The following is a 23,771-nucleotide window of genomic DNA, read 5'->3' as shown; positions in this document are numbered from 1 at the left end:
TCATCAATCACGGACGGCCAGGAGTTCCATGAGATTGGTTTTCCTGATGATCAATATAGAAACAGCTGTTCCCAGCAGATAACAGATGAGATAGGCCGCGGCGGCCAGGGGCTGGGTGATCCCGCCCGCATACAGCCAGAAGAGCGCCGCACAGCCGACAAGGCAACCCACAAGACAGAGGATCGCCTGCTCCAGGAAGAATGAGGCGAACACCTGCCGCTTCTTTGTGCCGAAGCCGCGCATCAGCGCGAATTCGCGCTGGCGGGAGAAGGTCATAAGCCAGGAAATGATAAATCCAAGCAGTATGATCATCAGGGAAAGGATCGCCGACATGATCCGGCCCATGGTAATGTTGTGCTCCATCCCTTCCCTGAATTTCAGGAAAGCGGCATCCCGCAGGAGAAGCGCCATACGAATTGCGGCAGGACGGTTCACGGCACTGAAGCTCGTGCTCCGCAGATGTTTTCGGATAGTTTCCAGTTCGCGGGCTGAGGCCAGGCGGAACCGGCAGGTACGGAAAGTGAAGAGTGTCTGATTGCCGCGGACGGAAGGATCATTGCTGCCTGTGAGCAGTGAAAGCGGGATATAGCAGGACAAGGGCGCGAAGATGCTGGCTTTTCCTTCATGCTGAACATAGCTTCCGACAACATGAAGGACTACAGGGACTTCCATGGAAAAATAATCGATCGCTACCTGCACCATGGGGCTGAAAGTGCTGCCAAGGGTCAATCCATGCTCATCCAGGAAAGAGGTGCTGCAAACGACAGGGATCGGCCGTTCATCTACGACTTCATCATACCGATAGAGCAGGGGGGTAACCTCTGTTTCCGTGAGCATGGATTCATTCCAGCCTTCGAGCCAGGTGACGGCAGGATCCCGGTAATAGAATTCACGGGCTGCTTCAAGGGCATTCAGGGACACCAGTTCAGGCTGCGCAGAAATCCACTCCATACGATGCTCGCGGCCGAACGCATTCTGCGCAAAGTCCGGCGCATCCTCCGGCAGCCAGTAATGGTAACCGCAGGACAATGAAACGCTGTCCACGCCCTTTGCGGCCATCAGGGTCCGGACATCGCTCACGGACAGGGCCAGACCGGAATAATAACGTCCGTCCAGGCTGACGACCATTCCGTCGATATGTGTATTATCCAGCGCGTAATCCAGCTCGTTCTGCCATCCCTGATATACCCCGCCCAGAACAAGGACGGTTATCGTCAGAACCAGCGAAACCAGCGGTACAACCAGCGACCTGAGACCACCCCTGCGGATGGAGAGCAACGCGAAACGCAGACCGTTCCGATGCCGTACGGAAGTTCGTCCGCGCGGTACGCGGACTCTGGATTTACCGCGCTTGCGCGTCCAGCCCTGGCGGGCCAGGCGAAGGAACAACAGGCAGAAGATCACCGTGAGGAGCATAATGCCCAAAGCCGCCAGAAGATTGGGCCAAAGCGGAACCTGCGGATCGAAGGTATCCTGCTTCACGATGCCCAGGACGGTCTCGCTGAACCACAGGGGACCATTTCCGGTCCGGGCAGCGGCAGCAGCATCAGCGATAGCCCGGAATAACGCGGGGCGCAGGGCTGTGCCCAGGATAACAGCCGAAACAACGGCGGCGCCGCAGATGAACAGGGCGCCTGACAGGAACCACAGGGCGATCTTCCCGCCCGGCGTTCCCAGGGAAACCATGATCCTGACCGTACTGCTCTGCCTGCCGACAAACAGGAACGCGAACAGGAGCAGGACTGCCGCTACGCCCGCCGAACAGACAAGCAGTATATCTACCGCTGTTTTCCGGACAGAATGGAAGGGTTTTACGGCATCACTGTATCCCTGGTCCAGCAGGGTTACCCGTACCTGTTCCGGTACAAGGGCCTGCAACGCCTCTGTTGCAGTTTCCGCCATATCGTTGCGGAGTGAGACTGTACCGAGCAGATAGCCGAAGAGCGGCGTATCTGCGTCTTCTGAGATCACCCAGACAGTTCCGAAACCGGTTGAACCGGCTGCGGCAATACCGCTGACCGTGAAGGTCTGTGCGCTGCCCGCGGGTTTGAGATAATACCGGTCTTCCTTCGTTCCCCGGAGTTCATCCAGTGAAATGACATCGCCGGGAGTCAGTTCCAGGCGCTGTGCCAGGTCATTGGAGATCACGCAGGAGAAAGGAACCCCGGGATCCGGCATGGAGCCTTCGGCCAGATGGAGTTCATTCTGCTGGAACACATAGACATCGTTCACATCGCGGCAGGGCACGACATGGACGAAATTATTCATGATCCGGTACTGATCCGCGGCACGGAGGAAAACTTCCGGAATCTCACTTTCACCATCATATTCCAGATACGGCAGATCGTCCGAATCGAGGAAGGATTCGACACGGAAAATGACATAGCCGTTCGTCGGATATTTACCCGCCTGCCGGGCGGTGCTGGCTGTGCTTATGAAAGAACCGTTGAGGATATAGCTCTTTCCCTTCTCCGGGATAAAACCGCTGGTACCGGCCAGAAGGTCGATATAGGTTCCCTCCTTGCCGCTCCGGGCATAGAGGGCTGTTTTCATCGTGGCGGTATAGTAGACGGGCTGTTCTTCCATGTCCTCCTGATCACTGATGGAAGCGTAGGGATCAGCCAGACTGAGCGGAGCGGACACGCGGCTGACAACGATGACCCCGCGGCCGCCGTAGGGCATGGTTCCGGCGCGGCGCTCATAGCCTTCAACAGAAGCGAAAGCGGTATTACCACGGGTCCATGCGGTGACACCGGGAACAGAGAGAACAGCCTCATCCGTCAGTTCTTCCGCCGCGGCGCGGGCAGCAGCGTCCGGAACATCCTCACCGGGATATTCTGAACCCATATACTCCACCAGAGCAATGGAACGATAGGCCCTGCCGCAGGCATCCAGTACGTTGTTGCAGTACAACAGTACGCTGAGCGAAAGGATTACGGTGGCTGTCAGAAAAAAGATCAGAAGCGAGAACAGTGCCGTACGGCCCTTTGCCCGCAGATTGGATTTAATTCCGTTACGAATAAACATAATACACCGTCCTGAAAAGACAGACTGGAATCTGAAAAAAACCATATCACATATGCCAGCCTCAAGTCAATTTGCCGCAGAAGGGGACAGCATGGCTGTTTTTTGCCATGAATGATGGTATAATGCCTTGTGCCTGAACGGCCGCGTTCATCGCGGCGGTTTCCGGTCGGACGGCGACCGGAAAAAATTTTACAGGCAGAAACGATCATACCCCGGAGGGAATCATGAAACAGGAACGGAAAAAAATACTGATTATATATACAGGCGGAACCATCGGCATGATGAAGACCAGGCATGGCTATGCCCCGCAAAAGGAAAAGTTTCATCAGCTGCTGGACGCGATCCCGGAGCTGAAGGCGGAGGGCATGCCGGAGTGGGAAGTGGCGGATATGGACCCGCTGCTGGATTCCTCCAACATTACCGTACGGGAATGGAACACCATCGGGAGCATGATCGCCGGGAACTATGACCGGTTTGACGGCTTTGTGATCCTGCATGGAACGGATACAATGGCCTATACGGCTTCCGCACTTTCCTTTACCCTGCAGAACAACAATAAGCCGGTGATCCTGACCGGCTCCCAGATTCCCCTGTGTGAGATTCGGAACGATGCCCGCGACAACCTGATCACCGCCATGCAGGTGGCGGCGGATGACCGGGTGCATGAGGTGTGCCTGTATTTCGGCGGGAAGCTGCTGCGGGGGAACCGGTCCATCAAATACTCCGCGGATGACCTGATCGCTTTTGAATCCCCCAACTTCCAGCCCCTGGCGGAGGTGGGAATCGAGATCCGGTACAACACGCCTGCCCTGCTTCCGGCTCGGAAGGAGCCTTTTTCCCTGCAGAGCCTGAAGAGCGTGCCCATCGGGGTTATCAAGGTTTTCCCGGGAATTCAGTTTGAACTGTTTGATTCCATCATGACAGAGCGGCTGAAGGGAATCGTGATCGAAACCTTCGGCGCAGGCAACATACCCGGGTCGGCGGACGCGCTGCTGCCGATTATCCGCAAGGCCAGTGAGAACGGAACGATCATTATTGTCTGTTCCCAGTGTCCCCACGGTACTGTTGCCCTGGGCGCATATGAGACCTCTGAAGCGCTGCGGAACGCGGGCGCGGTCAGCGGATATGACATCACCACGGAGGCGGCCGTTGCCAAGCTGTATTACCTTTTCAGCTGCGGAATGGATGAACGGGCGATCCGCCTGAGAATGGAACAGAGCCTGCGGGGGGAAATGACGGTATCATGACCCGCGGATCCGGACAGAAAAGCTTACGGTAAAAAGACCGGAAGCTTTTTTTGTTTGACGGCGCATGATGGAGCAGGGATGCTGTTGACAGGGCGGACACCTTTCCGTACAATGGAAACAGATGTCTGAAATGTACATACAGACTGAAAAACAGAAAAGGAGAATGAAAAATGGACATGAACCGCCGGGATTTTTTGCGTACCGCTGGAAAAGCCGCCCTGGGTGCGGTTGCTGTCAGCAGCCTGCCGATGCCTGTGATGGCGGAGGGAGCGGAAACCCCTGTATGGCCCTGGAAGTATGTACCGCTGGACAAGGATGAACTGCTGAAACGCTGCTATGAAAAGTTCTTTGAATATGGCGGCTGCGGCGGAGGATGCTTTGGCGGCATCATCGATATCATGAGCGAAGTGACCGGCTATCCCTATAATGAGATGGTTCCGGGCCGGGTATGCGCCCTGATGGGCGGCGGCTTCGGCGCAGGGACGCTGTGCGGTTCCCTGGCGGGCGCCCTGATGTTTATCGGCCTGGTGTGCCAGCCGCAGGACGCGGCTGCTGTAAGGGATCAGCTTTTCGCATGGTACCGGGAGCACAGCTTCCCGCAGTACCAGCCGGAATATGAATCCATCACCACTGTGGCCCATTCCATCAACTGCGTTGATTCCGTGGGTACCTATATGGCAGCCACCGGATACAAGATGGCTGACCCGGAACGTAAGGCGCGCTGCGCGTCCGTAACCGCTGAGGTGGCGGTTAAGGCCATCAGCCTGCTGAACGTCCTGTACGGGTACGAGGAAGCTGAACCCGAAGAAGCAGCTCCCGCGGAGGAAGCGCTGGCTGCCAATGAATACATCGGTACCGGCGTCAGCGAGATCGGCGGCGAGGTGAAGGTTAAGGTCACCATGGACGGGGACAAGATTGCGAAGATCGAAGTGCTGAGCCACAATGAAACCGCCGGTGTCAGCGATCCGGCTTTCGCGGCGATCCCCGACGCGATCATCGCGGCCAATTCCACGGAGATCGACACGGTAACCGGAGCGACCAAAACCAGTGAAGCGCTGATTGCCGCGGTGAACGACGCCCTTTCGCAGATTCAGAAGTAATAACATGGATTCCATCTTTGCCGGAGACCTTTCAGACAGGCCTCCGGCTTTGTTCCGTTCCGGCGGCGCTGACAGGAACTGTCCGTTGTGTTATAATAGACATGTCCGATATGGTTTTTCGGGCATTCTTTTTGTGTTCAGACCAAGGGAGATGAAAGCTTGAACATTCTGCACCTGAAATACGCTGTCAGCATCGCGGACAACGGGTCCATCAACAAGGCGGCAGAGGAGATCCATGTAGCCCAGCCCAACCTGAGCCGGGTGATCAAGGAACTGGAAGCCGACCTGGGGATCACCATCTTCCAGCGCAGCGCCCATGGCATGATCCTGACTCCGGAAGGAGAAGAGTTTATCGGCCGGGCCAGGAAGATCCTCGAACAGGTGGATGACATGGAAAACCTGTATAAATCCGACCGGCCGGCACAGCAGCGCTTTTCCATTTCCGCGCCGCGGGCAAGTTACATCTCCGACGCGTTTGCCCATTTTTCCCGTTCGCTGGGCAAAGCGGACGCGGAGATTTTTTACCAGGAAACCAATGTGCTGCAGGCTGTTAAAAACATCCTGGAAGTGGGTTATAACCTGGGCATCCTCCGCTATGCCTCCAAACATGATAAGTATTTCCGGGAGATGCTGGAGGACAAGGACCTGACAGGAGAACTGATCATGGAATTCACCTACTGCCTGATCATGCATGAGGACAGCCCACTGGCCAAAATGGAAACGATCCGGATGAAGGACCTTTCGGATTATATCCAGATAGCCCACGCGGATCCCTATGTTCCGTCCATGCCGCTGTCGGTGGTCAAAAACGAGGAACTTCCCAATATCCCCCGGAGGATCTATGTGTTTGAACGGGGAAGCCAGATGGACCTGCTTGCGGAAAACCCGCAGACCTTTATGTGGGTGTCCCCGATCCCGGAACGCCTGCTGAAGAACCTTCACCTGGTGCAGAGAAGATGTGTGGATAACCAGAAGCTGTACCGGGACGTTCTCATCCGCAGGAAGAATTACCACCTGACGGCACTGGACAAGCAGTTCATTACGGAGCTGACGCTGTCGAAGAGAAACTGCGAGTTTGACGAATAATGCATAATTCATAATGCATTATGAATTATGAAGGTAGGAGGTAGGAGGTATATATAGCTTCAATCCTTCTGCTCTTTATTCTTATACACCATACAACCGAAGAGGAGAAAACCGCACCGGAGGGTGCGTTTTTTTGTTTTATATCGATATATCGATATGACGTTATCGATATGTATATAACCCATATACGGTTTTGGTAATTCCGCTGGAGGCATATATCTTTTATAATACGGCGCGGCAAGGAGGGAAGCGCCATGCGAAACGGTACGATTTCCAAGGCGACGATCGGAAGACTGCCGTTATACCTGCAGTTTATCCGCACGGTGAAGACGGAGATGGTTTCATCAGCGACCGTGGCACGGCACCTGGGACTGGGTGAGGTTCAGGTGCGCAAGGACCTGGCCAGCGTATGCCCGGCAGGGATGCCAAAGATCGGTTATCCGACCGAACGGCTGCTGAACGACCTGGAAGCGGTGCTTGGAATGAAGCAGACGGTTCCGGCGGTGGTCGTCGGCGCGGGCAAACTGGGCAGGGCGCTGATGGCCTATGACGGATTCCGGGAATACGGCCTGGAAATCGCGGCAGCGTTCGATGCCTGTCCCTCCGACGCGTTCCATGAAAAGAAGCCGGTACTCACCATGGAACAGATGCCGGGCTGGTGCAGGGAACATGACGTTCACATCGGCATCCTGACCGTGCCTGCTGTGGCAGCCCAGGAGGTTGCGGACCAGATGGTGAACAGCGGCATCACGGCGATTCTCAGTTTCGCTTCCGCACCGATCCGCGTACCCGCGGCGGTGACGGTGAAGCATGAAAATATCGCGTTATCCCTTGCCTGCCTGAAAATAGCGGCAAGTATGGCTGATCAAACAACGGAGGAGGATTGACATGGATCACAAACCCTACGAAACGACCGACAGTCCGGAAACGCTGGAAGCTGCCATTGCCCGGGTGCGGGAGGCACAGCGCCTGTACGCTTCCTACACCCAGGAACAGGTGGACAAGATCTTCCTGGCTGCCGCCACCGCGGCCAACCAGGCCCGGATCCCGCTGGCGAAGCTGGCTGTTGAGGAAACAGGCATGGGTGTGGTGGAGGACAAGGTGATCAAAAACCACTACGCCAGTGAGTACATCTACAACGCTTACCGGGATACCAAAACCTGCGGCGTGATCGAGGAAGACAAGGCCGGCGGCATGAAGAAGATCGCGGAGCCCATCGGCGTGGTGGCGGCTGTGATTCCGACCACCAATCCGACTTCCACGGCCATCTTCAAATCCCTGATCTGCCTGAAGACCCGCAACGGCATTATCATCAGCCCCCATCCCCGGGCAAAGAAAGCCACGATCGAAGCCGCAAAGGTGGTCCTGGAGGCAGCGGTGAAAGCCGGCGCGCCGGAAGGGATCATTGCCTGGATCGACGTGCCCAGCCTGGAGATGACCAACACCCTGATGAAAGAGGCGGACATTATCCTGGCCACCGGCGGCCCCGGCATGGTGAAGGCGGCCTACTCCAGCGGCAAACCCGCGCTGGGTGTAGGGGCCGGTAACGTGCCTGCTGTGATCGACGAAAGCGCGGACATCCTGCTGGCGGTGAACAGCATCATCCATTCCAAGACGTTTGATAACGGTATGATCTGCGCTTCCGAGCAGAGCGTGATCGTTGCGGACAGCATCTATGACAGCGTGAAGGCAGAATTCGCTTCCCGGGGATGCTGGTTCCTGAAGGGAAATGACCTGGACAGGGTCCGGAAAACCATCCTGATCAACGGGGCGCTGAACGCAAAGATCGTGGGACAGAGCGCCTATAACATCGCAAAGCTGGCAGGGGTAACAGTTCCGGAAGGCACGAAGGTGCTGATCGGTGAAGTGGAATCCGTGGAGATCACCGAAGAGTTCGCCCATGAGAAGCTGTCTCCCGTACTGGCTATGTACCGCGCGGCGGATCTGGAGGACGCGTTCGCGAAAGCTGAAAAGCTGATCGCGGACGGCGGATACGGACACACCGCTTCCCTGTACATCAATACGCAGAAAAAGCAGGAGGTGCTGGATGCTTTCGCGGCCCGGATGAAGACCTGCCGTATTGTGGTGAACGAGCCCTCCTCCCAGGGCGGTATCGGCGACCTGTACAACTTCAGGCTGACGCCCTCCCTGACGCTGGGATGCGGAAGCTGGGGCGGAAACTCCGTTTCAGAAAACGTGGGCGTTAAGCACCTGCTGAACATCAAAACCGTGACGGAAAGAAGGGAAAACATGCTCTGGTTCCGCACTCCCGAGAAGATCTACATCAAGAAGGGCTGCCTGCCGGTGGCCCTGGGTGAACTGAAGTCTGTGATGGGGAAGAAAAAGGCCTTCGTGGTGACAGACAGTTTCCTCTACCACAACGGGAACACAAAGCCGATCACCGACAAGCTGGATGAGATGGGAATCCGGCACGCCACCTTCTTTGATGTGGCTCCCGATCCCACACTGGCCTGCGCCAAGGCCGGCGCGGAGCAGATGCGGCTGTTTGAGCCGGATGTGATCATCGCCCTGGGCGGCGGAAGCGCCATGGACGCGGCCAAGATCATGTGGGTGCTGTATGAGCATCCCGAGGTCGATTTTATGGACATGGCGATGCGCTTCATGGATATCCGCAAGCGGGTCTACACCTTCCCGAAGATGGGCGAAAAGGCCTATTTTGTCGCGGTACCCACCTCGGCGGGAACCGGAAGCGAAGTGACGCCTTTCGCCGTGATCACGGATGAAAGGAGCGGTGTGAAGTATCCGCTGGCCGACTATGAACTGCTGCCGGACATGGCAATCATCGACACGGATTTCCACATGACAGCCCCGAAGAGCCTGACCGCCGCCAGCGGAATCGACGCGGTAACGCACGCCCTGGAAGCCTATGCCTCCATGCTGGCTACCGACTATACGGACGGCCTGGCCATCCGGGCACTGCAGAACATTTTTGCTTACCTGCCCAGGGCATACGATGACGGCCTGACCGATGTAGAAGCCCGCGAGAAGATGGCCAACGCCGCCACCATGGCGGGAATGGCCTTCGCAAACGCTTTCCTGGGCGTATGCCACTCCATGGCGCATAAGCTCGGCGCGTTCCACCATATCGCCCACGGCGTGGCCAATGCCCTGATGATCGAGGAAGTGATCCGGTTCAACGCGGCGGAGACCCCGGCCAAGATGGGTACATTCCCGCAGTATGACCATCCCCGGACCCTGCGGCGGTACGCGGAGGTGGCGGAAGCCCTGGGTATTACGGAGGGCACGGACAGCGAAAAGCTGGAAACCCTGATCCGGAAGATCAACGACCTGAAGGCCTATGTGGGGATCAAGCCGACTATCCGGGACTACGTACCGGATGAGAAAGACTTCCTGGACCGGCTGGATGCCATGACGGAACAGGCCTTTGACGACCAGTGCACCGGCGCGAACCCGCGGTATCCGCTGATGAGCGAGATCAGGCAGATGTACCTGAACGCCTACTACGGCGGAAAGCATTTCACCGAGACTGCCAAACCCACTGAATATGACATTGCCACCTACGAGGATGACCCGGCCAAGAAGGCCTATCGTCCCGGACATAAACAGTGAGAGGGGGAGAAATAATGAATCTGGATCGTGTGATCGCTGTACGGAACGCCAAGACGATCTACCGGGACGGTGACCGGTGCCTGAAGGTGTTCAACGCGGAATACTCCAAGGCGGACGTGCTGAATGAGGCACTGAACCAGGCCCGGATCGAAGAAACGGGACTGCACATTCCCAAGGTACTGGAAGTGACCGTGCTGGACGGAAAGTGGACCATCGTGTCCGAGTTTATTGCCGGAAAAACCCTGAGCCAGCTGATCCATGAAAACCCCGAAGGGAAGGATCAGTACATTGAACAGATGGTGAACCTGCAGCTGGAGGTTCAGAGCAAGACATGCCCGCTGCTGAACAAGCTGAAGGACAAGATGAACCGCAAGATCAGCCAGGCCAACCTGGATGCCACCATCCGGTATGAGCTTCATACCCGGCTGGAGGGTATGCCGAAACACAACAAGGTGTGCCACGGGGATTTCCGCCCGTCCAACATCATCATCTCAAATGACGGAACCCCCTACATCCTTGACTGGAGCCATGTGACCCAGGGCAATGCCTCGGCGGACGCGGCCCGGACCTACCTGCTTTTCTGCCTGAAGGGAGATACCGAAGGGGCGGAAAAATACCTGGACCTGTTCTGTGAAAAGAGCCATACGGACAGGCGGTATGTGCAGAAGTGGATGCCGATCGTGGCGGCCAGCCAGTCCGTGAAGGGCAACGAACAGGAACGGGAATTCCTGCTCCGCTGGGTCAACGTGGTGGAATACGAATAAGAAAGAAACGGAGAATAGGGCATATGAAAATCACAGTGTGTATAGGTTCTTCCTGCCATATCAAGGGATCTCGGCCGGTGGTTGAACAGCTGCAGACGCTGATCGCGGAAAACGACCTGGGGGACAGGATCGAACTGGGCGGCACCTTCTGCATGGGCAAGTGCCAGCAGGGAGTGTGCGTGACGGTGGACGGCGCATTGTTCTCTGTTTCACCGGAGAACGTAAAAGAATTTTTCAGGGATCATGTGAAAGCAAAGCTGGCGTAAAACACCAGGCACCGGGCGGGGGAGTCACCGCCCGGCGCCTTTTTGCGAGGAGGAAGTCGAATGCCGCACGGCCTGACACTGAAGAAAACCAATTGTAAAAACTGCTATAAATGCATCCGGCACTGCCCGGTGAAATCCATCCGCTTTTCGGGCAACCAGGCGCATATCATCGGCAATGAGTGTATCCTGTGCGGCCGGTGTTTTGTTGTTTGTCCGCAGAATGCCAAAGAGATTGTGGACGAAACGGAAAAGGTGAAGGTGCTGATCCAGAGCGGCGACCCTGTGGTGGCCTCCCTGGCGCCGTCCTTTATCGCCAACTATCCCGGTGTGGGGATCGGGAGCATGCGGGAAGCCCTGCAGCGGCTGGGCTTCCATGACGCGGAGGAAACTGCCCTCGGCGCTACCCAGGTGAAGCGGGAATACGACCGCATGCTGCGGCAGGATGACCGGGATATTGTCATTTCGTCCTGCTGCCACAGCGTAAACCTGCTGATCCAGAAATTCTTTCCCCGGGAACTGAAATACCTGGCGGACGTGGTTTCGCCCATGCAGGCCCACTGCCTGGATATCAAGAGCCGGATCCCCAACGCGAAGACGGTTTTCATCGGCCCCTGCCTGGCCAAAAAGGACGAGGCGGAGTATTACGAGGGAATTGTGGACGCTGTGCTGACCTTTGAGGAACTGACCAACTGGCTGCGGGCGGAGAAGATCGGCCTGCGGCAGGAAGTTACGCCCGAGAACCGTAGCCGGACACGCTTCTTTCCCACAACCGGGGGCATCCTGAAGACCATGGACTGCGACGCAAAGGATTATACCTACCTGGCTGTGGACGGGGTGGAGAACTGTATCGCAGCCCTGAAGGACATTGAAAGCGGCAGGATCCACCATTGCTTTATTGAGATGAGTGCCTGCTCGGGGAGCTGCATCGGCGGCCCGGTGATGGAAAAGAACCGCTGCAGTCCGGTACAGGATTACCTGTCCGTGGCATCCTTCGCGGGAAATGAGGATTTTGACATCCGGCAGCCGGAAGACCGGGCTATGCGCAAATTCTTTGAACCGATCGACCTGCGGGCGGCTATGCCCAGCGAAACAGAGATCACGGAAATCCTGCGGGAAATGGGCAAATTCAAACCCAGCCAGGAGCTGAACTGCGGATCCTGCGGATATGACACCTGCCGGGAAAAAGCGATTGCCATTTACCAGGGAAAGGCGGAAATCTCCATGTGCCTGCTTTTCCTGATGAACAAGGCAGAAAATGTGACCGACACCATTTCCCGCAATTCCCCCAACGGGATCCTGATGCTGAATGACCGGCTGGAAGTGCAGCAGATCAATCCCATGATGATGAAGCTGCTGCACCTGCACGACGCCGGCGCGGTACTGGGCGACCAGGTGGTGCGCATCCTGGATCCGGAACCGTTCCTGAAGGTGCAGAAGACACGCCGGGGGATCTTCAACGAGCGGGTGTACCTGACCGAGTACGGCTGCTATGTGGAGCAGACTGTAGTGCCCGCGGAAGAGGGCCGAATGATCCTGTGCATTATGCGTGACGTGACGATGGAAGAGGAAACCCGCAGGGAAAAGGAAGAGATCAGCCGCCAGACGGTGGAAGTGGCGGACAAGGTCGTGGAAAAGCAGATGCGCATTGTACAGGAGATTGCCTCCCTGCTGGGCGAGACCGCGGCTGAAACCAAAATAGCGCTGTCCAAGCTGAAGGAGTCGATTACCAATGAATGACCTTTGCTGTGATATCGGCTTCAAAAGCATTAACCACGCCGGGGAACAGCTGTGCGGCGATCATGTGGACATCGCCGAACAGGAAGACGGCTCCACGGTCATTGTGCTGGCGGACGGCCTGGGCAGCGGTGTGAAGGCCAGCATCCTTTCCACCCTCACCAGCAAAATCATCTCCACCATGCTGGCGGCAGGCCTTTCGCTGGAGGAATGCGTGGAAACTATCGCGGCTACCCTGCCGGTCTGCTCGGTACGGGGAGTGGCATACTCCACCTTTACGATCCTGAGGATCATCCAGAACCGTACGGCGGAAGTGATCCAGTATGACAATCCCCATGTGATCCTGCTGCGGAACGGCGCCAACTGGGATTATCCCCGGCAGGAAATGTCCATCGGCGGAAAGCAGATTTACCGCTCGGTGATCCGCCTGCAGGAGAACGATGTATTCATTGCCATGAGCGACGGCTGCCCCCATGCGGGCATCGGCGTTGCCTATAACTTCGGCTGGAAACGGGAAGACATTATCTCCTATATGGAGGCCATGAACCTGTGCGGATATTCCGCCAAACTGCTTTCCACCATGCTGGTGGATGAGTGCGACAGGCTGTACGGCGGGAAGCCGGGCGATGACGCCACCTCCTGTGTTGTGCGGATGCGCAGGCGGGTACCCATGAACCTGCTCTTCGGTCCGCCCGGAAACCGGGATGACGTGAACAGGATGATGAGCCTGTTCTTTGCCAAGGAAGGGAAGCATATCGTCTGCGGCGGAACCACATCCTCCCTGGCGGCCAAGTGGCTGAACAAACCGCTGCGGCCTTCCCTGGACTTTGAAGGGGACATTCCTCCCATCGCAAAGCTGGAGGGCGTGGACCTGGTGACAGAGGGCGTTATCACCGTGAACCGGGTGGTGCAGTATGCCGAGGATTTCATCGCGGATAACAACTGCTATGACGAGTGGAGCAACCGGAAGGACGGCGCTTCCATGATCAGCCGGCTGCTGTTTGAGGAAGCGACGGACATTAACTTCTACGTGGGCCGGGCAATCAACCCGGCACATCAGAACCCGGACCTGCCGATCAATTTCAGCATCAAGATGAACCTGGTCCAGGAGCTGAGCGCGGCGCTGCAGAAGATGGGCAAACGGATCAAGGTCAGTTATTTTTGAGGTGAGAGAATGCATAAGTTTGATACCAAGGTACAGCATCTGAAATACAAGGTCCTGCGGGAAGTGGCCCGCCATGCCTGGAATGATACACTGATGGAGAATGTGATGGATATTCCCAAAACCATCGTTCCCGGAAAGGTGCCGACCATGCGCTGCTGCGTATATAAGGAACGGGCGATCCTGGGGGAGCGGGTCAAGCTGGCCATGGGCGGCGGGAAATCCGACAACATCATCCAGGTGATCGATATTGCCTGTGACGACTGTCCGGCCGTAGGCTACCAGGTGACGGAATCCTGCAGGGGCTGCCTGGCCCACCGCTGCGAAGATGCCTGCAAGCGCGGGGCAATCTCCTTTGACCATAAGCATGAGGCGCACATCGACAAAACCAAATGCGTGGAATGCGGCATGTGCGCCAAGGTGTGCCCCTACAGCGCGATTGTGAACCGGAAACGTCCCTGCCAGAACGCCTGCAAGATCAAGGCGATCTCGATCAACGAGGACAACGCGGCCAAGATCGACGATGAGAAGTGCATCCAGTGCGGCGCCTGCGTTTACCAGTGCCCCTTCGGCGCGATTTCGGACAAGTCTTTTATCATCAACGTCATTGATATGCTGAAACGGAGCGAAGACAACAGCCGGTACAAGGTTTACGCGCTGGTCGCCCCGGCCATCGGCAGCCAGATGAACTACGCGAAGCTGGGCCAGGTGATCACGGGCATCAAGAAGCTGGGCTTCTATACCGTGGTGGAAGCGGCGCTTGGCGCGGACCTGGTGGCACTGGCGGAATCGAAGGAACTGACGGAGAAGGGTTTCCTGACCAGCTCCTGCTGCCCGGCCTTTGTGCGTTATGTCAAAACCGCGTTCCCGGCCTTTGCTCCCTATATCTCCCATAATCCTTCCCCCATGGCAGCCCTGGCCAGGTATATCCGGGAGCATGAGGAGAACGTGAAAATCGTCTTCATCGGACCGTGCACAGCCAAGAAGGCGGAGGCGCAGCTGGAGGATGTGAAGCCCTATGTGGACGCGGCAATCACCTTTGAGGAACTGCAGGCCCTGTTTGACAGCCGGGATATTGACCTGACGACCCTGGAAGAGGACACCCTGGACAACGCTTCCTACTTCGGCCGGATCTTTGCCCGCAGCGGCGGCCTGTCCGACGCGGTGACCGAGGCACTGAAGGAACAGCACCTGGATGAATTTGAACTGAAGGCCTGCGTCTGCGACGGCATTGAGGAATGCAAGGCGGCGCTGATGCGAAAGAGCAGGAACGTGCTGGACGCAAACTTCATCGAGGGCATGGCGTGCGTCAGCGGCTGCATCGGCGGGGCAGGAAACCTGACCCACGGTGAAAAGAACAGGGCCGCGGTGGACAAATACGGCCATGAAGCCCTGGAGAAGACCATCTGTGACGCAGTTTCCGTGCTGAAATAATACAACTGGAGAAGAACGCTTTTGCGACCGGCAGAAGCGCTCTTTTTTTATAACGCCTGATTTCGCTTGAATGAAAGGCCGGAAAAGGTGTAATATTCTGGAAGAAGATATGACTCATCAGCTTATATTCCGGAGGAGGAAACGCAATTGAAAGCTTACCTTGAGGATAAAGAAGCGGTGCTGGAGGAGCTTGGCTCCGGCATGGAAGGCCTGACCGATGAGGAAGCCGCGGCACGGCTGGCACAGGAAGGCCCCAACAAGCTGAAGGAAGGCAAAAAGGAAAGCCTGATCAGCAAGTTCTTCGGAGAACTGAAGGATCCGATGACCATTGTGCTGATCATCGCGGCGATCGTCAGCGCCATTACCGCCATTTACGCGGGAGAAAGCCTGACGGACACGATCATCATCCTGGCTGTGGTGCTGATCAACGCCTGTCTGGGCGTATACCAGGAGAGCAAGGCGGAGGCAGCCATCGAGGCACTGCAGCAGGTGGCGGCGGCCACCGCGAAGGTGATCCGCGGCGGACACCAGAAGACCATTCACGCGGACGAGGTGGTCCGGGGCGACCTGCTGATCCTGGAAGCCGGAGACGCGGTACCCGCGGATGCCCGGATTGTGGAGTGCGCCTCCATGAAGACGCAGGAAGCGGCCCTGACCGGTGAGTCCACGGACGTGGATAAACAGAGTGAAGCGCTCGCAGCCGCCGAGAACGGGGAGGTTTCCCTGGGCGACCGGAAAAACATGGTGTACATGGGCTCCATCGTCACCTACGGACGGGGACACGCCGTGGTCACCGGCACCGGTATGGATACGGAGATGGGCGCCATTGCGGATGCCCTGTCCAACGCGAAGGACGAGGAAACACCCCTGCAGGTGAAGCTGCGGGAGCTGTCCCGGAAGCTGTCCGCCATGATCCTGGTGATATGCGCCTTTGTGTTCATTGTGAACCTGGTCCGGAACGGCGGAAAAGCCATACTGGATACCTTTATGATCGCGGTTTCCCTGGCGGTGGCGGCCATCCCCGAGGGACTGAGCGCCGTGGTGACGGTGCTGCTCTCCATCGGCGTGACCAAGATGAGCAAAAACCATGCCATCATCCGGAAACTGACGGCCGTGGAGACCCTGGGCTGCACACAGATCATCTGCTCGGATAAGACCGGTACCCTGACCCAGAACCGTATGACCGTGGTCAAAAAGGTGACCGATGACGAGAAGCTGCTTCTGTCCGCCATGGCCCTGTGCTCCGACGCAGAACTGGAAGAGGGGGAAGCCGTCGGCGAAGCCACTGAGTGCGCGCTGGTCAATGACGCCAACCGGAACGGAATGCCCAAGAACGAACTGGCCGCGGATCTGCCGCGGGTGGATGAGGCTCCCTTTGATTCCCTGCGCAAGATGATGACCACCCTGCACCGGGCCGGAGCCGGACACGGATTTATCCAGTTTACCAAAGGCGCTCCGGATGAGGTGCTGCGCCGCTGTACGAAAATCTGGAACGGGAACCAGGCCGTTCCGATTACAAAAGAACAGCGGGAACAGATACTCGCGGAAAACAAGGGAATGGCAGACCAGGCCCTGCGGGTGCTGGGTGCTGCCCAGCGGATCTATGATGAGCGGCCGTCATCCAACGCGCCGGAGGAGCTGGAACAGGACCTGACCTGGATCGGCATGTGCGGCATGATCGATCCCATCCGGCCGGAAGTGAAGGATGCCATTGAAAAGTGCCGCAGCGCCGGAATCCGGCCTATTATGATCACCGGCGACCACAAGGATACCGCCACGGCCATTGCCCGTGACCTGGGGATCCTGCGGGCGGGACAGATGGCGATCACCGGCGCGGAACTGGATGCCATTCCGGATGAGGTTTTCGCGCATGACGTGAGGCGGTATTCCGTTTATGCCCGTGTACAGCCGGAAAACAAGGTACGCATCGTGAACGCCTGGAAGAACCTGGGCATGGTAACCGCAATGACCGGAGACGGCGTCAATGACGCGCCGTCCATCAAGAGCGCGGATATCGGCGTGGGTATGGGCATTACCGGTACGGACGTGACCAAATCCGTGGCGGACATGATCCTGACGGATGACAATTTTGCGACGATTGTTTCCGCGGTGGGTGAAGGACGCAGGATTTATGACAATATCCGCAAGGCGATCCAGTTCCTGCTGTCCGCCAACCTGGCAGAAGTGCTGGCAGTGTTTTCCGCCACACTGATGGGCTTTACCATCCTGAAACCGGTTCACATCCTGTGGATCAACCTGATCACCGATACCATGCCGGCAATCGCCCTGGGCATGGAGGACGCGGAAAAGGACGTTATGCAGCGGCCTCCGCGGCACCGGAAGGAAAGCATCTTCTCCGACGGGCTGGGCTTCGGTATAGCGTTCCAGGGATTTGTGATCGCGGCGGTGACCGTTCTGAGTTACTTTATCGGACACAGGCTGGAGAGCGGAACCTGGGGGATTGCGGAATCCCCTGCGGGCATGACCATGGCTTTCCTGACACTTAGCATGGTGGAGATCTTCCATTCCTTCAACATGCGTTCCCGCAGCGCCTCCCTGTTCAGCCTCAAAAAGCAGAACAGGTGGCTGTGGGGCACGCTGGTCTTCTCCCTGCTGATCACGGCAGCGGTGATCTTTGTGCCCTTCCTGAGCAAGGCATTTTCCTTTGCCCCGATCACCCTTACGGAGTATATGATCGCAATGGGACTGGCGCTGATGATCATCCCTGTTGTGGAGATTGAAAAGGCTTTCCGCCGGCTTGCCCATAAGGACGGGCAGAAATAAGTTTTTCCGGAAAATGAAAACTTATTCTTGACACCGGTATTTTCCCGTAGTATAGTCATCCCAATATTTCAGGAAAGGAGCCCTCATACTGTGAACCGGTACGCAATGATCTCCGTTTATCCGTGGCACGTTGACGCGAACAAGGAAAATTTTGTCCGCGAACCTTTTGCGTACAATAATCCGGGGATCAGAGAAGAGTAGCTTCGTATAACCAGACAAAGAGCTTAAAGCCGCTTATCTCTGAAAGATAAGCGGCTTTTTGATTATATTTCGGGAGGGAACAACCATGAGATTTGCGGAGAGAACCATAGCCCTGAAGGACGGCAGAACCTGTATCCTGAAGCCAGCCACCCCGGACCTGGCTGAAGAGATGATCGAATACATGAGGAAGACTGCTGTTGAAACGCCATTCCTGACGCGTTATCCGGACGAGATCAGCGATACCGCAGACCATGAGCGGGAATTTCTTGCCGGCAAACTGGAGGATCCGCATTCCGCGATGATCGCGGCTGTGGTGGACGGAAAACTGGCAGGGAACTGCTCCGTGTACGGTGCAGGATCGAAAAGAAAGGTCCGGCACCGCTGCATGATGGGAATCGCCCTGTGCGAAGAATACTGGGGCCAGGGGATCGGTACGGCCATGATCGGATACCTGACGGAGCTCGCAAAACAGATCGGCTATGAGCTGATGGAGCTGATTGTTGTGGCGGATAATGAGCGGGCAAGGGCGCTGTATCAGAAATGCGGTTTCATTGAGAGCGGCAGGCGGTATCACGGGATGAAGTTTGATGACGGCAGCTACCACGATGAGATATTCATGTATAAAGAACTGTAAGGGAGGAATCAGCCATGCGGGAAGAACAGGAAACGATCCGGGAGCACTATGACACCAATCCCAGGAAGGAATGGGACCGGCTGCAGAAAAGGTTCCCCCACGAAAAATACATCACCACCCATATGATGGACCGGTATATCCGGCCGGGGGATACCATCCTGGATATCGGCGGAGGCCCCGGACACTATTCGATCCATTACGCGAGGAAAGGCCACGCGATGACCCTGCTGGATCTGAGCGGCGGAAACGTGCGGTTCGCGAAACAGAAGGCAAGGCAGTACGGCGTCCGGATCGCGGCGATGCAGGGAGACGCACGGGATCTTTCCAGGTTTCCGGACGATTCGTTTGATACGGTTTTCCTGATGGGTCCGCTGTATCACCTGATGAACGAGGAAAACCGCCTGCAGGCGATCCAGGAAGCAAAGCGCGTGCTGAAACCCGGCGGAACCCTGTTCAGCAGCTTTATCCTGATGTTCGGCGGTGTTATCTACGGACTGCGGGAACTGCCGGAACTGATCCACAGTCCGGAAGAACAGGAGTACTTTGAGATTGCCGCAAAGGATGAAAGCGCTTCCTTCGAAGCCTTCACCTTTGCCTATCTGACAACTGTCAGGGACGCGGAGAACCTGCTTGCGTCCATCCCCGGACTGGAGACGGAAACGGTTTTCGGACAGGAAAGCATCCTGGCTCCTTACACGAACGTGCTGAGCCGGAAACCGAAAAAGGTCAGGGAGGCGTGGTATGAATACGCGCTCCGGTACTGCGAGAAAAAGGACTACCTGACCCATTCGGAACACCTGATGATTGTGTCCCGAAAGGAAGCATGAGACAGCGTAAAACTGCCGGAAACGGAGAATGAAAATGAGAATTAATCTTGAAACGGAACGGCTGATCCTGCGTAACCTGACGCCGGAGGATTACCAGGCGGTTTTCCGCTGGTGCGGAGATCCGGACGTGGCGCGGTATATGGTCTATCCCGTATACACGAAGGCGGAAGATGTCAAAGCCTGGCTTGAAACGCTGGATCCGGACAGCCCGGACGATTATGACGCGGGAATCGTACTGAAATCCACGGGTGAACTGATCGGAAGCGGCGGCCTTTATTACCGGCCGGATGACGATCTTTGGACGATCGGATATAACCTGCGAAAGGACCAGTGGGGAAACGGATACGCGGGAGAAATGATCCGGGCTGTGCTGGAACTGGTCAGGAGCCAGCGGGAAGTCCGGGGGATCCAGGGAACTTTTGCCAAAGCCAATAACCGCAGCCGGCGGGTGATGGAAAAGCTGGGCATGACTTATACTGAAGACGTGATCCTGACCAAGCTGGACGGAAGCTCCAGCTATCCCGGGGAAAAATACAGGAGGATATTCTGATGAGCTATCTTGAAGATTTCTACAACAGCCTGTGTGACGAGGAAGGGCGCCTTCTTTCCCGGCACGGGCAGGTAGAATACCTGACGACCATGAAATACATTCATGAGTGCCTTGAAGGGATTACCGACCCGTCGATCCTGGAAGTCGGCGCGGGAACCGGAAGATACAGCGTGGCGCTGGCACGGGAAGACTACCGGGTGACAGCGGTGGAACTGGTTGCCCGCAACCTGGAAATTCTGAGGTCAAAGCTGGACGGAACAGAACCGATCCGGGCCATGCAGGGCAATGCGCTGGACCTGTCCTTCCTGCCGGATAACGCCTTCGACATGACGATGCTGCTGGGTCCGCTGTACCACCTGTATACCCGGGAGGATAAGATCCGCGCCCTTTCTGAAGCGGTCCGGGTGACGAAACCCGGCGGGTACATCCTGGCGGCCTACTGCATGAATGAACCGACGGTCATCAACTACGCCTTCAGGTCAAAACACCTGCAGGATCTGCTGGACCGGAACATGATCCTGCCGGACTGGCACCTGGGGAGCGACCCGGCGGAAGTGTTCGACCTGATCAGGACGGAGGAGATTGCCTCGCTGAACGCGGAGATTCCCGCGGAACGGGTGAAACTGATCGCTGCGGACGGCGCTACCAATTACCATCGGGAAATGATTGACGAGATGGATGACGAGACCTTCGGGAAATGGCTTGAATACCATTTTTCGATCTGTGAACGGCAGGACCTGATCGGGGCATCCCATCATACACTGGACATTCTCCGGAAAAACTGAACGGGTGGATTGCAACTTCCTCCGGCGCATTCTATAATCAATATCAGACAGATACAACGGAGATCAGACGGACGCACAGGAGGTCTGTATGAAAAAATGGTATGATGAGGAATACGAGTTCACGGTTGAGGTGACCGGATTCCTGCGGGGTGACCATACGGAACGGTACTGCCGGAACGGAGAGGAACCCGGTGACAAATATACCTGCACCTATGGCTGCCCGGTGAACCAGGACGGGCAGGGCATCTGCTCCAAGGCGATGATGATGCTCTATCCGCTGATGGAAGCTGTGCGCAGCGGCGGAGACCTGGAGAACCTGGGCGGCGACAGCAAATATACCAAGACCATTGTCTGCCCGGACGGGTGCGTGATGTTCCGGCTGACGGCGAAACCGCTGGGCAATGAGAATTTCCACAAAGGCGGATTCTGGAAGGAACCGTGAGGATATAGCCATGCTGAGACTGAGACCCTATAAAGCATGCGACGCGGCAAAGATCGTTTCCTGGACCGGCGATGAGACGGCATTCCGGAAATGGTGCGCGGACCGGTTTGAATCCTGGCCGATCACGGCAGAGGACCTGAATCGGCATTATGACGCACTGGCGGATTCGGACAGCTTTTATGAGATGACAGCCTTTGATGAAACTGGTGCTGTTGGACACCTGATCATGCGTTTTACGGATGAACGGAAGACGATCCTGCGCTTCGGGTTTGTGATCGTGGATGACAAAAAGCGCAGGAAGGGCTGCGGAAAGGGAATGCTGCAGCTGGCGATCCGGTATGCCTTTGATATGCTGAAGGCGGAAAAGATCACCCTGGGTGTTTTTGAGAACAACGAACCCGCTTACCGGTGTTACCTGGCTGTCGGATTCCGGGAAACAACCACGGCGCAGACGGAATACTACCATATCGGAAATGAAGCCTGGAAATGCCTGGAACTTGAACTGGAAAGGCCGGCGTGATAAGAACGGAAGGGACACAGAGAAGGGGAAAAGCATGGAGCGGAAGCATGAGGTTTATCTCTTTGGCCAGATCCTGGGCACCCATTCCTTCCTGCTGAGGGACGGCTTTCTGCAGCCGGATGAGTACGCGGAGATCAAGGACCAGTATTTCCTTCCCGGCGGGGAAACGGGGACAGCGGCGACTGTGCTCAGTTCCCTGGGTGTATCCGTGAAGATGGACGGTACCTGGATCGGCACGGAGGTCGCGCCGATGCTGAAGGCGTTCTACGCCGATAAGCAGGTGGACCTGTCCTCCATGACGTTTACGGAAGATCCCGGCGTGATGGATTATGTGGTGATCGCCGGACTGGTGCGCTCTCCCATGGGACGGTTCCAGACGCTGTTTGAAACCGGAAAAAGATGGTGGGGTGTTCCCAGAGAGGAAGACATTGCCGGCTGCAAGGCAGCGGCGATCGATCCGTTTTTCCGGGATGAATCCCTGCTGGCGGCGGAATACTGCCAAAGGAACGGGGTCCCCTTTGTGACCATTGACAGTCCCCACGATTCTCTGCTGCATAAGCTGGCAGCGGTCAATGTGGTTTCCAAGGAGTGCGTGGCGGAGCATTATGCGGGCATGGCGCCTGAAGCCATTATGGAAAAGATGCAGCAGGCAACCGACGGCCTGACGATCATCACCCAGGGCGGGGGAGAAATGCTGTATGCCCGGAAGGGTGAAGAAATCCACCGGATGAAGCCGTTCAACGTTACAGTCCGGAGTACACTTGGCGCGGGGGACACCTTCAAGGCCGGCTGTGTGTACGGCCTGCTGCACGGGATGAAGGATGAAGAACTGGTGCGGTTTGCCAGTGCCTGTTCCGCTGTCGCAATCTCGCGGTTCCCGCTGCCGCTGAATCCGCCGCGGATTGAGGAAGTACAGGCGCTGATCGGATAAAACACTCTACGGAGCGTAGGTTGCAGGCTGACGGACCAGGCGCTATGCTCGTCCGGAAAGGAGTGATGATAAATGGATCACTATGTAACCGGAACAACGATCAAGGCGCTGCGTGAAAAATACCGGATGACGCAGGCGGAACTGGCGGAAAAACTGTGCGTGAGCGATAAGGCAGTATCCAAATGGGAGAACGGAAGGGGGTTCCCGGACGTATCCTTGCTGGAACCGCTGGGCAAAGCCCTTCATATTTCCGTGCCGGAACTGCTGTGCGGGCAGACGGTGACAAACACGAACCGGGCATCCAATATACTGAAAAGCCGCTTTTACGTCTGCCCTGTCTGCGGAAATGTTGTTTTCGCACGGGGAGACGCGGTGATCTCCTGCTGCGGTATCCAGCTTCCGGCACTGGAAGCGGAAGAACCGGACCCGGCACACCGTTTGATTATTGAACGGGTGGAGGACGAGATCTTCGTTTCCGCGGAGCATCCCATGACCAAGGAACACTCGCTGTCGTTCATTGCCTATATGACGGCAGACCGGTGCGAAACCGTTGTGCTGTATCCGGAAGGAAACGCGGAGGCCCGGTTCTTTTACCGCGGAAGCGGATGGCTGTATGCCTGCTGCAACCAGCACGGCCTGTTCAGGCAGAAAGCAGCCGCCTCAAAATAAAACGTGAAAGAAGCAAA

General features: G+C 56.7%; 20 protein-coding genes. 19 read left to right on the top strand and 1 reads right to left on the bottom strand.

The window, feature by feature from the left end:
- Positions 1-3: 3 nt before the first annotated feature.
- Positions 4-3,027, bottom strand: a complete 3,024-nt coding sequence (locus JYE50_RS08135; RefSeq protein ID WP_179138251.1) for an FtsX-like permease family protein — start codon at positions 3,025-3,027, stop codon at positions 4-6.
- Positions 3,028-3,251: 224 nt separating this feature from the next.
- Between JYE50_RS08135 and ansA the strand changes: the two genes are divergently transcribed.
- The 19 genes from ansA (at position 3,252) to JYE50_RS08040 (ending at position 23,754) form a co-directional block, all read left to right on the top strand.
- On the top strand, positions 3,252-4,274 hold the full coding sequence (gene ansA, locus JYE50_RS08130) for an asparaginase (protein WP_084095055.1): 1,023 nt from the start codon (positions 3,252-3,254) through the stop codon (positions 4,272-4,274).
- Between the two features lie 170 nt (positions 4,275-4,444).
- Positions 4,445-5,374, top strand: coding sequence for a C-GCAxxG-C-C family (seleno)protein (locus JYE50_RS08125; protein WP_084095054.1), 930 nt, complete (start codon positions 4,445-4,447; stop codon positions 5,372-5,374).
- Between the two features lie 159 nt (positions 5,375-5,533).
- Positions 5,534-6,460, top strand: a complete 927-nt coding sequence (locus JYE50_RS08120; protein ID WP_084095053.1) for a LysR family transcriptional regulator — start codon at positions 5,534-5,536, stop codon at positions 6,458-6,460.
- 254 nt (positions 6,461-6,714) lie between these two features.
- Complete coding sequence (locus tag JYE50_RS08115; protein ID WP_084095052.1) at positions 6,715-7,347, top strand: redox-sensing transcriptional repressor Rex; 633 nt, start codon at positions 6,715-6,717, stop codon at positions 7,345-7,347.
- Between the two features lies 1 nt (position 7,348).
- Positions 7,349-10,051, top strand: coding sequence for a bifunctional acetaldehyde-CoA/alcohol dehydrogenase (gene adhE, locus JYE50_RS08110; RefSeq protein WP_084095051.1), 2,703 nt, complete (start codon positions 7,349-7,351; stop codon positions 10,049-10,051).
- Positions 10,052-10,065: 14 nt separating this feature from the next.
- Entirely contained in the window at positions 10,066-10,815 is a 750-nt protein-coding gene (locus JYE50_RS08105; RefSeq protein ID WP_084095050.1) for a phosphotransferase family protein, read from the top strand.
- The gene (locus JYE50_RS08100) at positions 10,719-11,081 is read left to right on the top strand and encodes an NAD(P)H-dependent oxidoreductase subunit E (protein ID WP_494545864.1); all 363 of its coding nucleotides are present in this window, start codon (positions 10,719-10,721) and stop codon (positions 11,079-11,081) included. The genes JYE50_RS08105 and JYE50_RS08100 overlap by 97 nt, the downstream gene beginning before the upstream one ends.
- 60 nt (positions 11,082-11,141) lie before the next feature.
- The gene (locus JYE50_RS08095) at positions 11,142-12,818 is read left to right on the top strand and encodes a [Fe-Fe] hydrogenase large subunit C-terminal domain-containing protein (RefSeq protein WP_084095048.1); all 1,677 of its coding nucleotides are present in this window, start codon (positions 11,142-11,144) and stop codon (positions 12,816-12,818) included.
- On the top strand, positions 12,811-13,980 hold the full coding sequence (locus JYE50_RS08090; RefSeq protein ID WP_084095047.1) for a SpoIIE family protein phosphatase: 1,170 nt from the start codon (positions 12,811-12,813) through the stop codon (positions 13,978-13,980). Before JYE50_RS08095 ends, JYE50_RS08090 begins: the two co-directional genes overlap by 8 nt.
- Positions 13,981-13,989: 9 nt before the next feature.
- Complete coding sequence (locus tag JYE50_RS08085) at positions 13,990-15,411, top strand: 4Fe-4S dicluster domain-containing protein (RefSeq protein WP_084095046.1); 1,422 nt, start codon at positions 13,990-13,992, stop codon at positions 15,409-15,411.
- A 147-nt stretch (positions 15,412-15,558) separates the two neighbouring features.
- On the top strand, positions 15,559-18,195 hold the full coding sequence (locus tag JYE50_RS08080; RefSeq protein WP_084095045.1) for a cation-translocating P-type ATPase: 2,637 nt from the start codon (positions 15,559-15,561) through the stop codon (positions 18,193-18,195).
- A gap of 286 nt (positions 18,196-18,481) precedes the next feature.
- Positions 18,482-19,030, top strand: a complete 549-nt coding sequence (locus JYE50_RS08075) for a GNAT family N-acetyltransferase (protein WP_084095044.1) — start codon at positions 18,482-18,484, stop codon at positions 19,028-19,030.
- A gap of 14 nt (positions 19,031-19,044) precedes the next feature.
- On the top strand, positions 19,045-19,857 hold the full coding sequence (locus JYE50_RS08070; protein WP_084095043.1) for a class I SAM-dependent methyltransferase: 813 nt from the start codon (positions 19,045-19,047) through the stop codon (positions 19,855-19,857).
- Positions 19,858-19,891: 34 nt separating this feature from the next.
- Positions 19,892-20,407, top strand: a complete 516-nt coding sequence (locus JYE50_RS08065) for a GNAT family N-acetyltransferase (RefSeq protein ID WP_179138250.1) — start codon at positions 19,892-19,894, stop codon at positions 20,405-20,407.
- Entirely contained in the window at positions 20,407-21,192 is a 786-nt protein-coding gene (locus tag JYE50_RS08060) for a class I SAM-dependent methyltransferase (RefSeq protein WP_084095041.1), read from the top strand. The genes JYE50_RS08065 and JYE50_RS08060 overlap by 1 nt, the downstream gene beginning before the upstream one ends.
- An 88-nt stretch (positions 21,193-21,280) precedes the next feature.
- Positions 21,281-21,634 carry a TIGR04076 family protein gene (locus JYE50_RS08055; protein ID WP_084095040.1) on the top strand — a complete coding sequence of 118 codons (354 nt, stop codon included), beginning with the start codon at positions 21,281-21,283 and terminating at the stop codon, positions 21,632-21,634.
- 10 nt (positions 21,635-21,644) lie between these two features.
- Positions 21,645-22,154: a GNAT family N-acetyltransferase gene (locus JYE50_RS08050; protein ID WP_084095039.1), complete on the top strand. Its 510-nt coding sequence runs from the start codon at positions 21,645-21,647 to the stop codon at positions 22,152-22,154.
- Between the two features lie 34 nt (positions 22,155-22,188).
- Positions 22,189-23,085 carry a carbohydrate kinase family protein gene (locus JYE50_RS08045; protein WP_084095579.1) on the top strand — a complete coding sequence of 299 codons (897 nt, stop codon included), beginning with the start codon at positions 22,189-22,191 and terminating at the stop codon, positions 23,083-23,085.
- A gap of 72 nt (positions 23,086-23,157) precedes the next feature.
- Positions 23,158-23,754 (top strand): helix-turn-helix domain-containing protein, encoded by a 597-nt coding sequence (locus tag JYE50_RS08040; protein WP_084095038.1) that lies wholly within the window; start codon positions 23,158-23,160, stop codon positions 23,752-23,754.
- Positions 23,755-23,771: the final 17 nt, after the last annotated feature.

It is taken from the genome of Aristaeella lactis (genome assembly GCF_018118585.1).
Lineage (GTDB): Bacteria > Bacillota > Clostridia > Christensenellales > Aristaeellaceae > Aristaeella > Aristaeella lactis.
The sequence above is the reverse complement of the archived record's forward strand: the minus strand, read 5'-3'. Positions and strand labels throughout refer to the sequence as shown.

What these genes read in the sequence shown, in the direction of transcription:
- JYE50_RS08075 (WP_084095044.1), top strand. Translation starts at nt 18,482, where the DNA reads ATGAGATTTGCGGAGAGAACCATAGCCCTGAAGGACGGCAGAACCTGT.
- JYE50_RS08125 (WP_084095054.1), top strand. Translation starts at nt 4,445, where the DNA reads ATGGACATGAACCGCCGGGATTTTTTGCGTACCGCTGGAAAAGCCGCC.
- adhE (WP_084095051.1), top strand. Translation starts at nt 7,349, where the DNA reads ATGGATCACAAACCCTACGAAACGACCGACAGTCCGGAAACGCTGGAA.
- JYE50_RS08065 (WP_179138250.1), top strand. Translation starts at nt 19,892, where the DNA reads ATGAGAATTAATCTTGAAACGGAACGGCTGATCCTGCGTAACCTGACG.
- JYE50_RS08105 (WP_084095050.1), top strand. Translation starts at nt 10,066, where the DNA reads ATGAATCTGGATCGTGTGATCGCTGTACGGAACGCCAAGACGATCTAC.
- JYE50_RS08060 (WP_084095041.1), top strand. Translation starts at nt 20,407, where the DNA reads ATGAGCTATCTTGAAGATTTCTACAACAGCCTGTGTGACGAGGAAGGG.
- JYE50_RS08090 (WP_084095047.1), top strand. Translation starts at nt 12,811, where the DNA reads ATGAATGACCTTTGCTGTGATATCGGCTTCAAAAGCATTAACCACGCC.
- JYE50_RS08040 (WP_084095038.1), top strand. Translation starts at nt 23,158, where the DNA reads ATGGATCACTATGTAACCGGAACAACGATCAAGGCGCTGCGTGAAAAA.
- JYE50_RS08135 (WP_179138251.1), bottom strand. Translation starts at nt 3,027, where the DNA reads ATGTTTATTCGTAACGGAATTAAATCCAATCTGCGGGCAAAGGGCCGT.
- JYE50_RS08095 (WP_084095048.1), top strand. Translation starts at nt 11,142, where the DNA reads ATGCCGCACGGCCTGACACTGAAGAAAACCAATTGTAAAAACTGCTAT.
- ansA (WP_084095055.1), top strand. Translation starts at nt 3,252, where the DNA reads ATGAAACAGGAACGGAAAAAAATACTGATTATATATACAGGCGGAACC.
- JYE50_RS08085 (WP_084095046.1), top strand. Translation starts at nt 13,990, where the DNA reads ATGCATAAGTTTGATACCAAGGTACAGCATCTGAAATACAAGGTCCTG.
- JYE50_RS08050 (WP_084095039.1), top strand. Translation starts at nt 21,645, where the DNA reads ATGCTGAGACTGAGACCCTATAAAGCATGCGACGCGGCAAAGATCGTT.
- JYE50_RS08070 (WP_084095043.1), top strand. Translation starts at nt 19,045, where the DNA reads ATGCGGGAAGAACAGGAAACGATCCGGGAGCACTATGACACCAATCCC.
- JYE50_RS08055 (WP_084095040.1), top strand. Translation starts at nt 21,281, where the DNA reads ATGAAAAAATGGTATGATGAGGAATACGAGTTCACGGTTGAGGTGACC.
- JYE50_RS08045 (WP_084095579.1), top strand. Translation starts at nt 22,189, where the DNA reads ATGGAGCGGAAGCATGAGGTTTATCTCTTTGGCCAGATCCTGGGCACC.
- JYE50_RS08115 (WP_084095052.1), top strand. Translation starts at nt 6,715, where the DNA reads ATGCGAAACGGTACGATTTCCAAGGCGACGATCGGAAGACTGCCGTTA.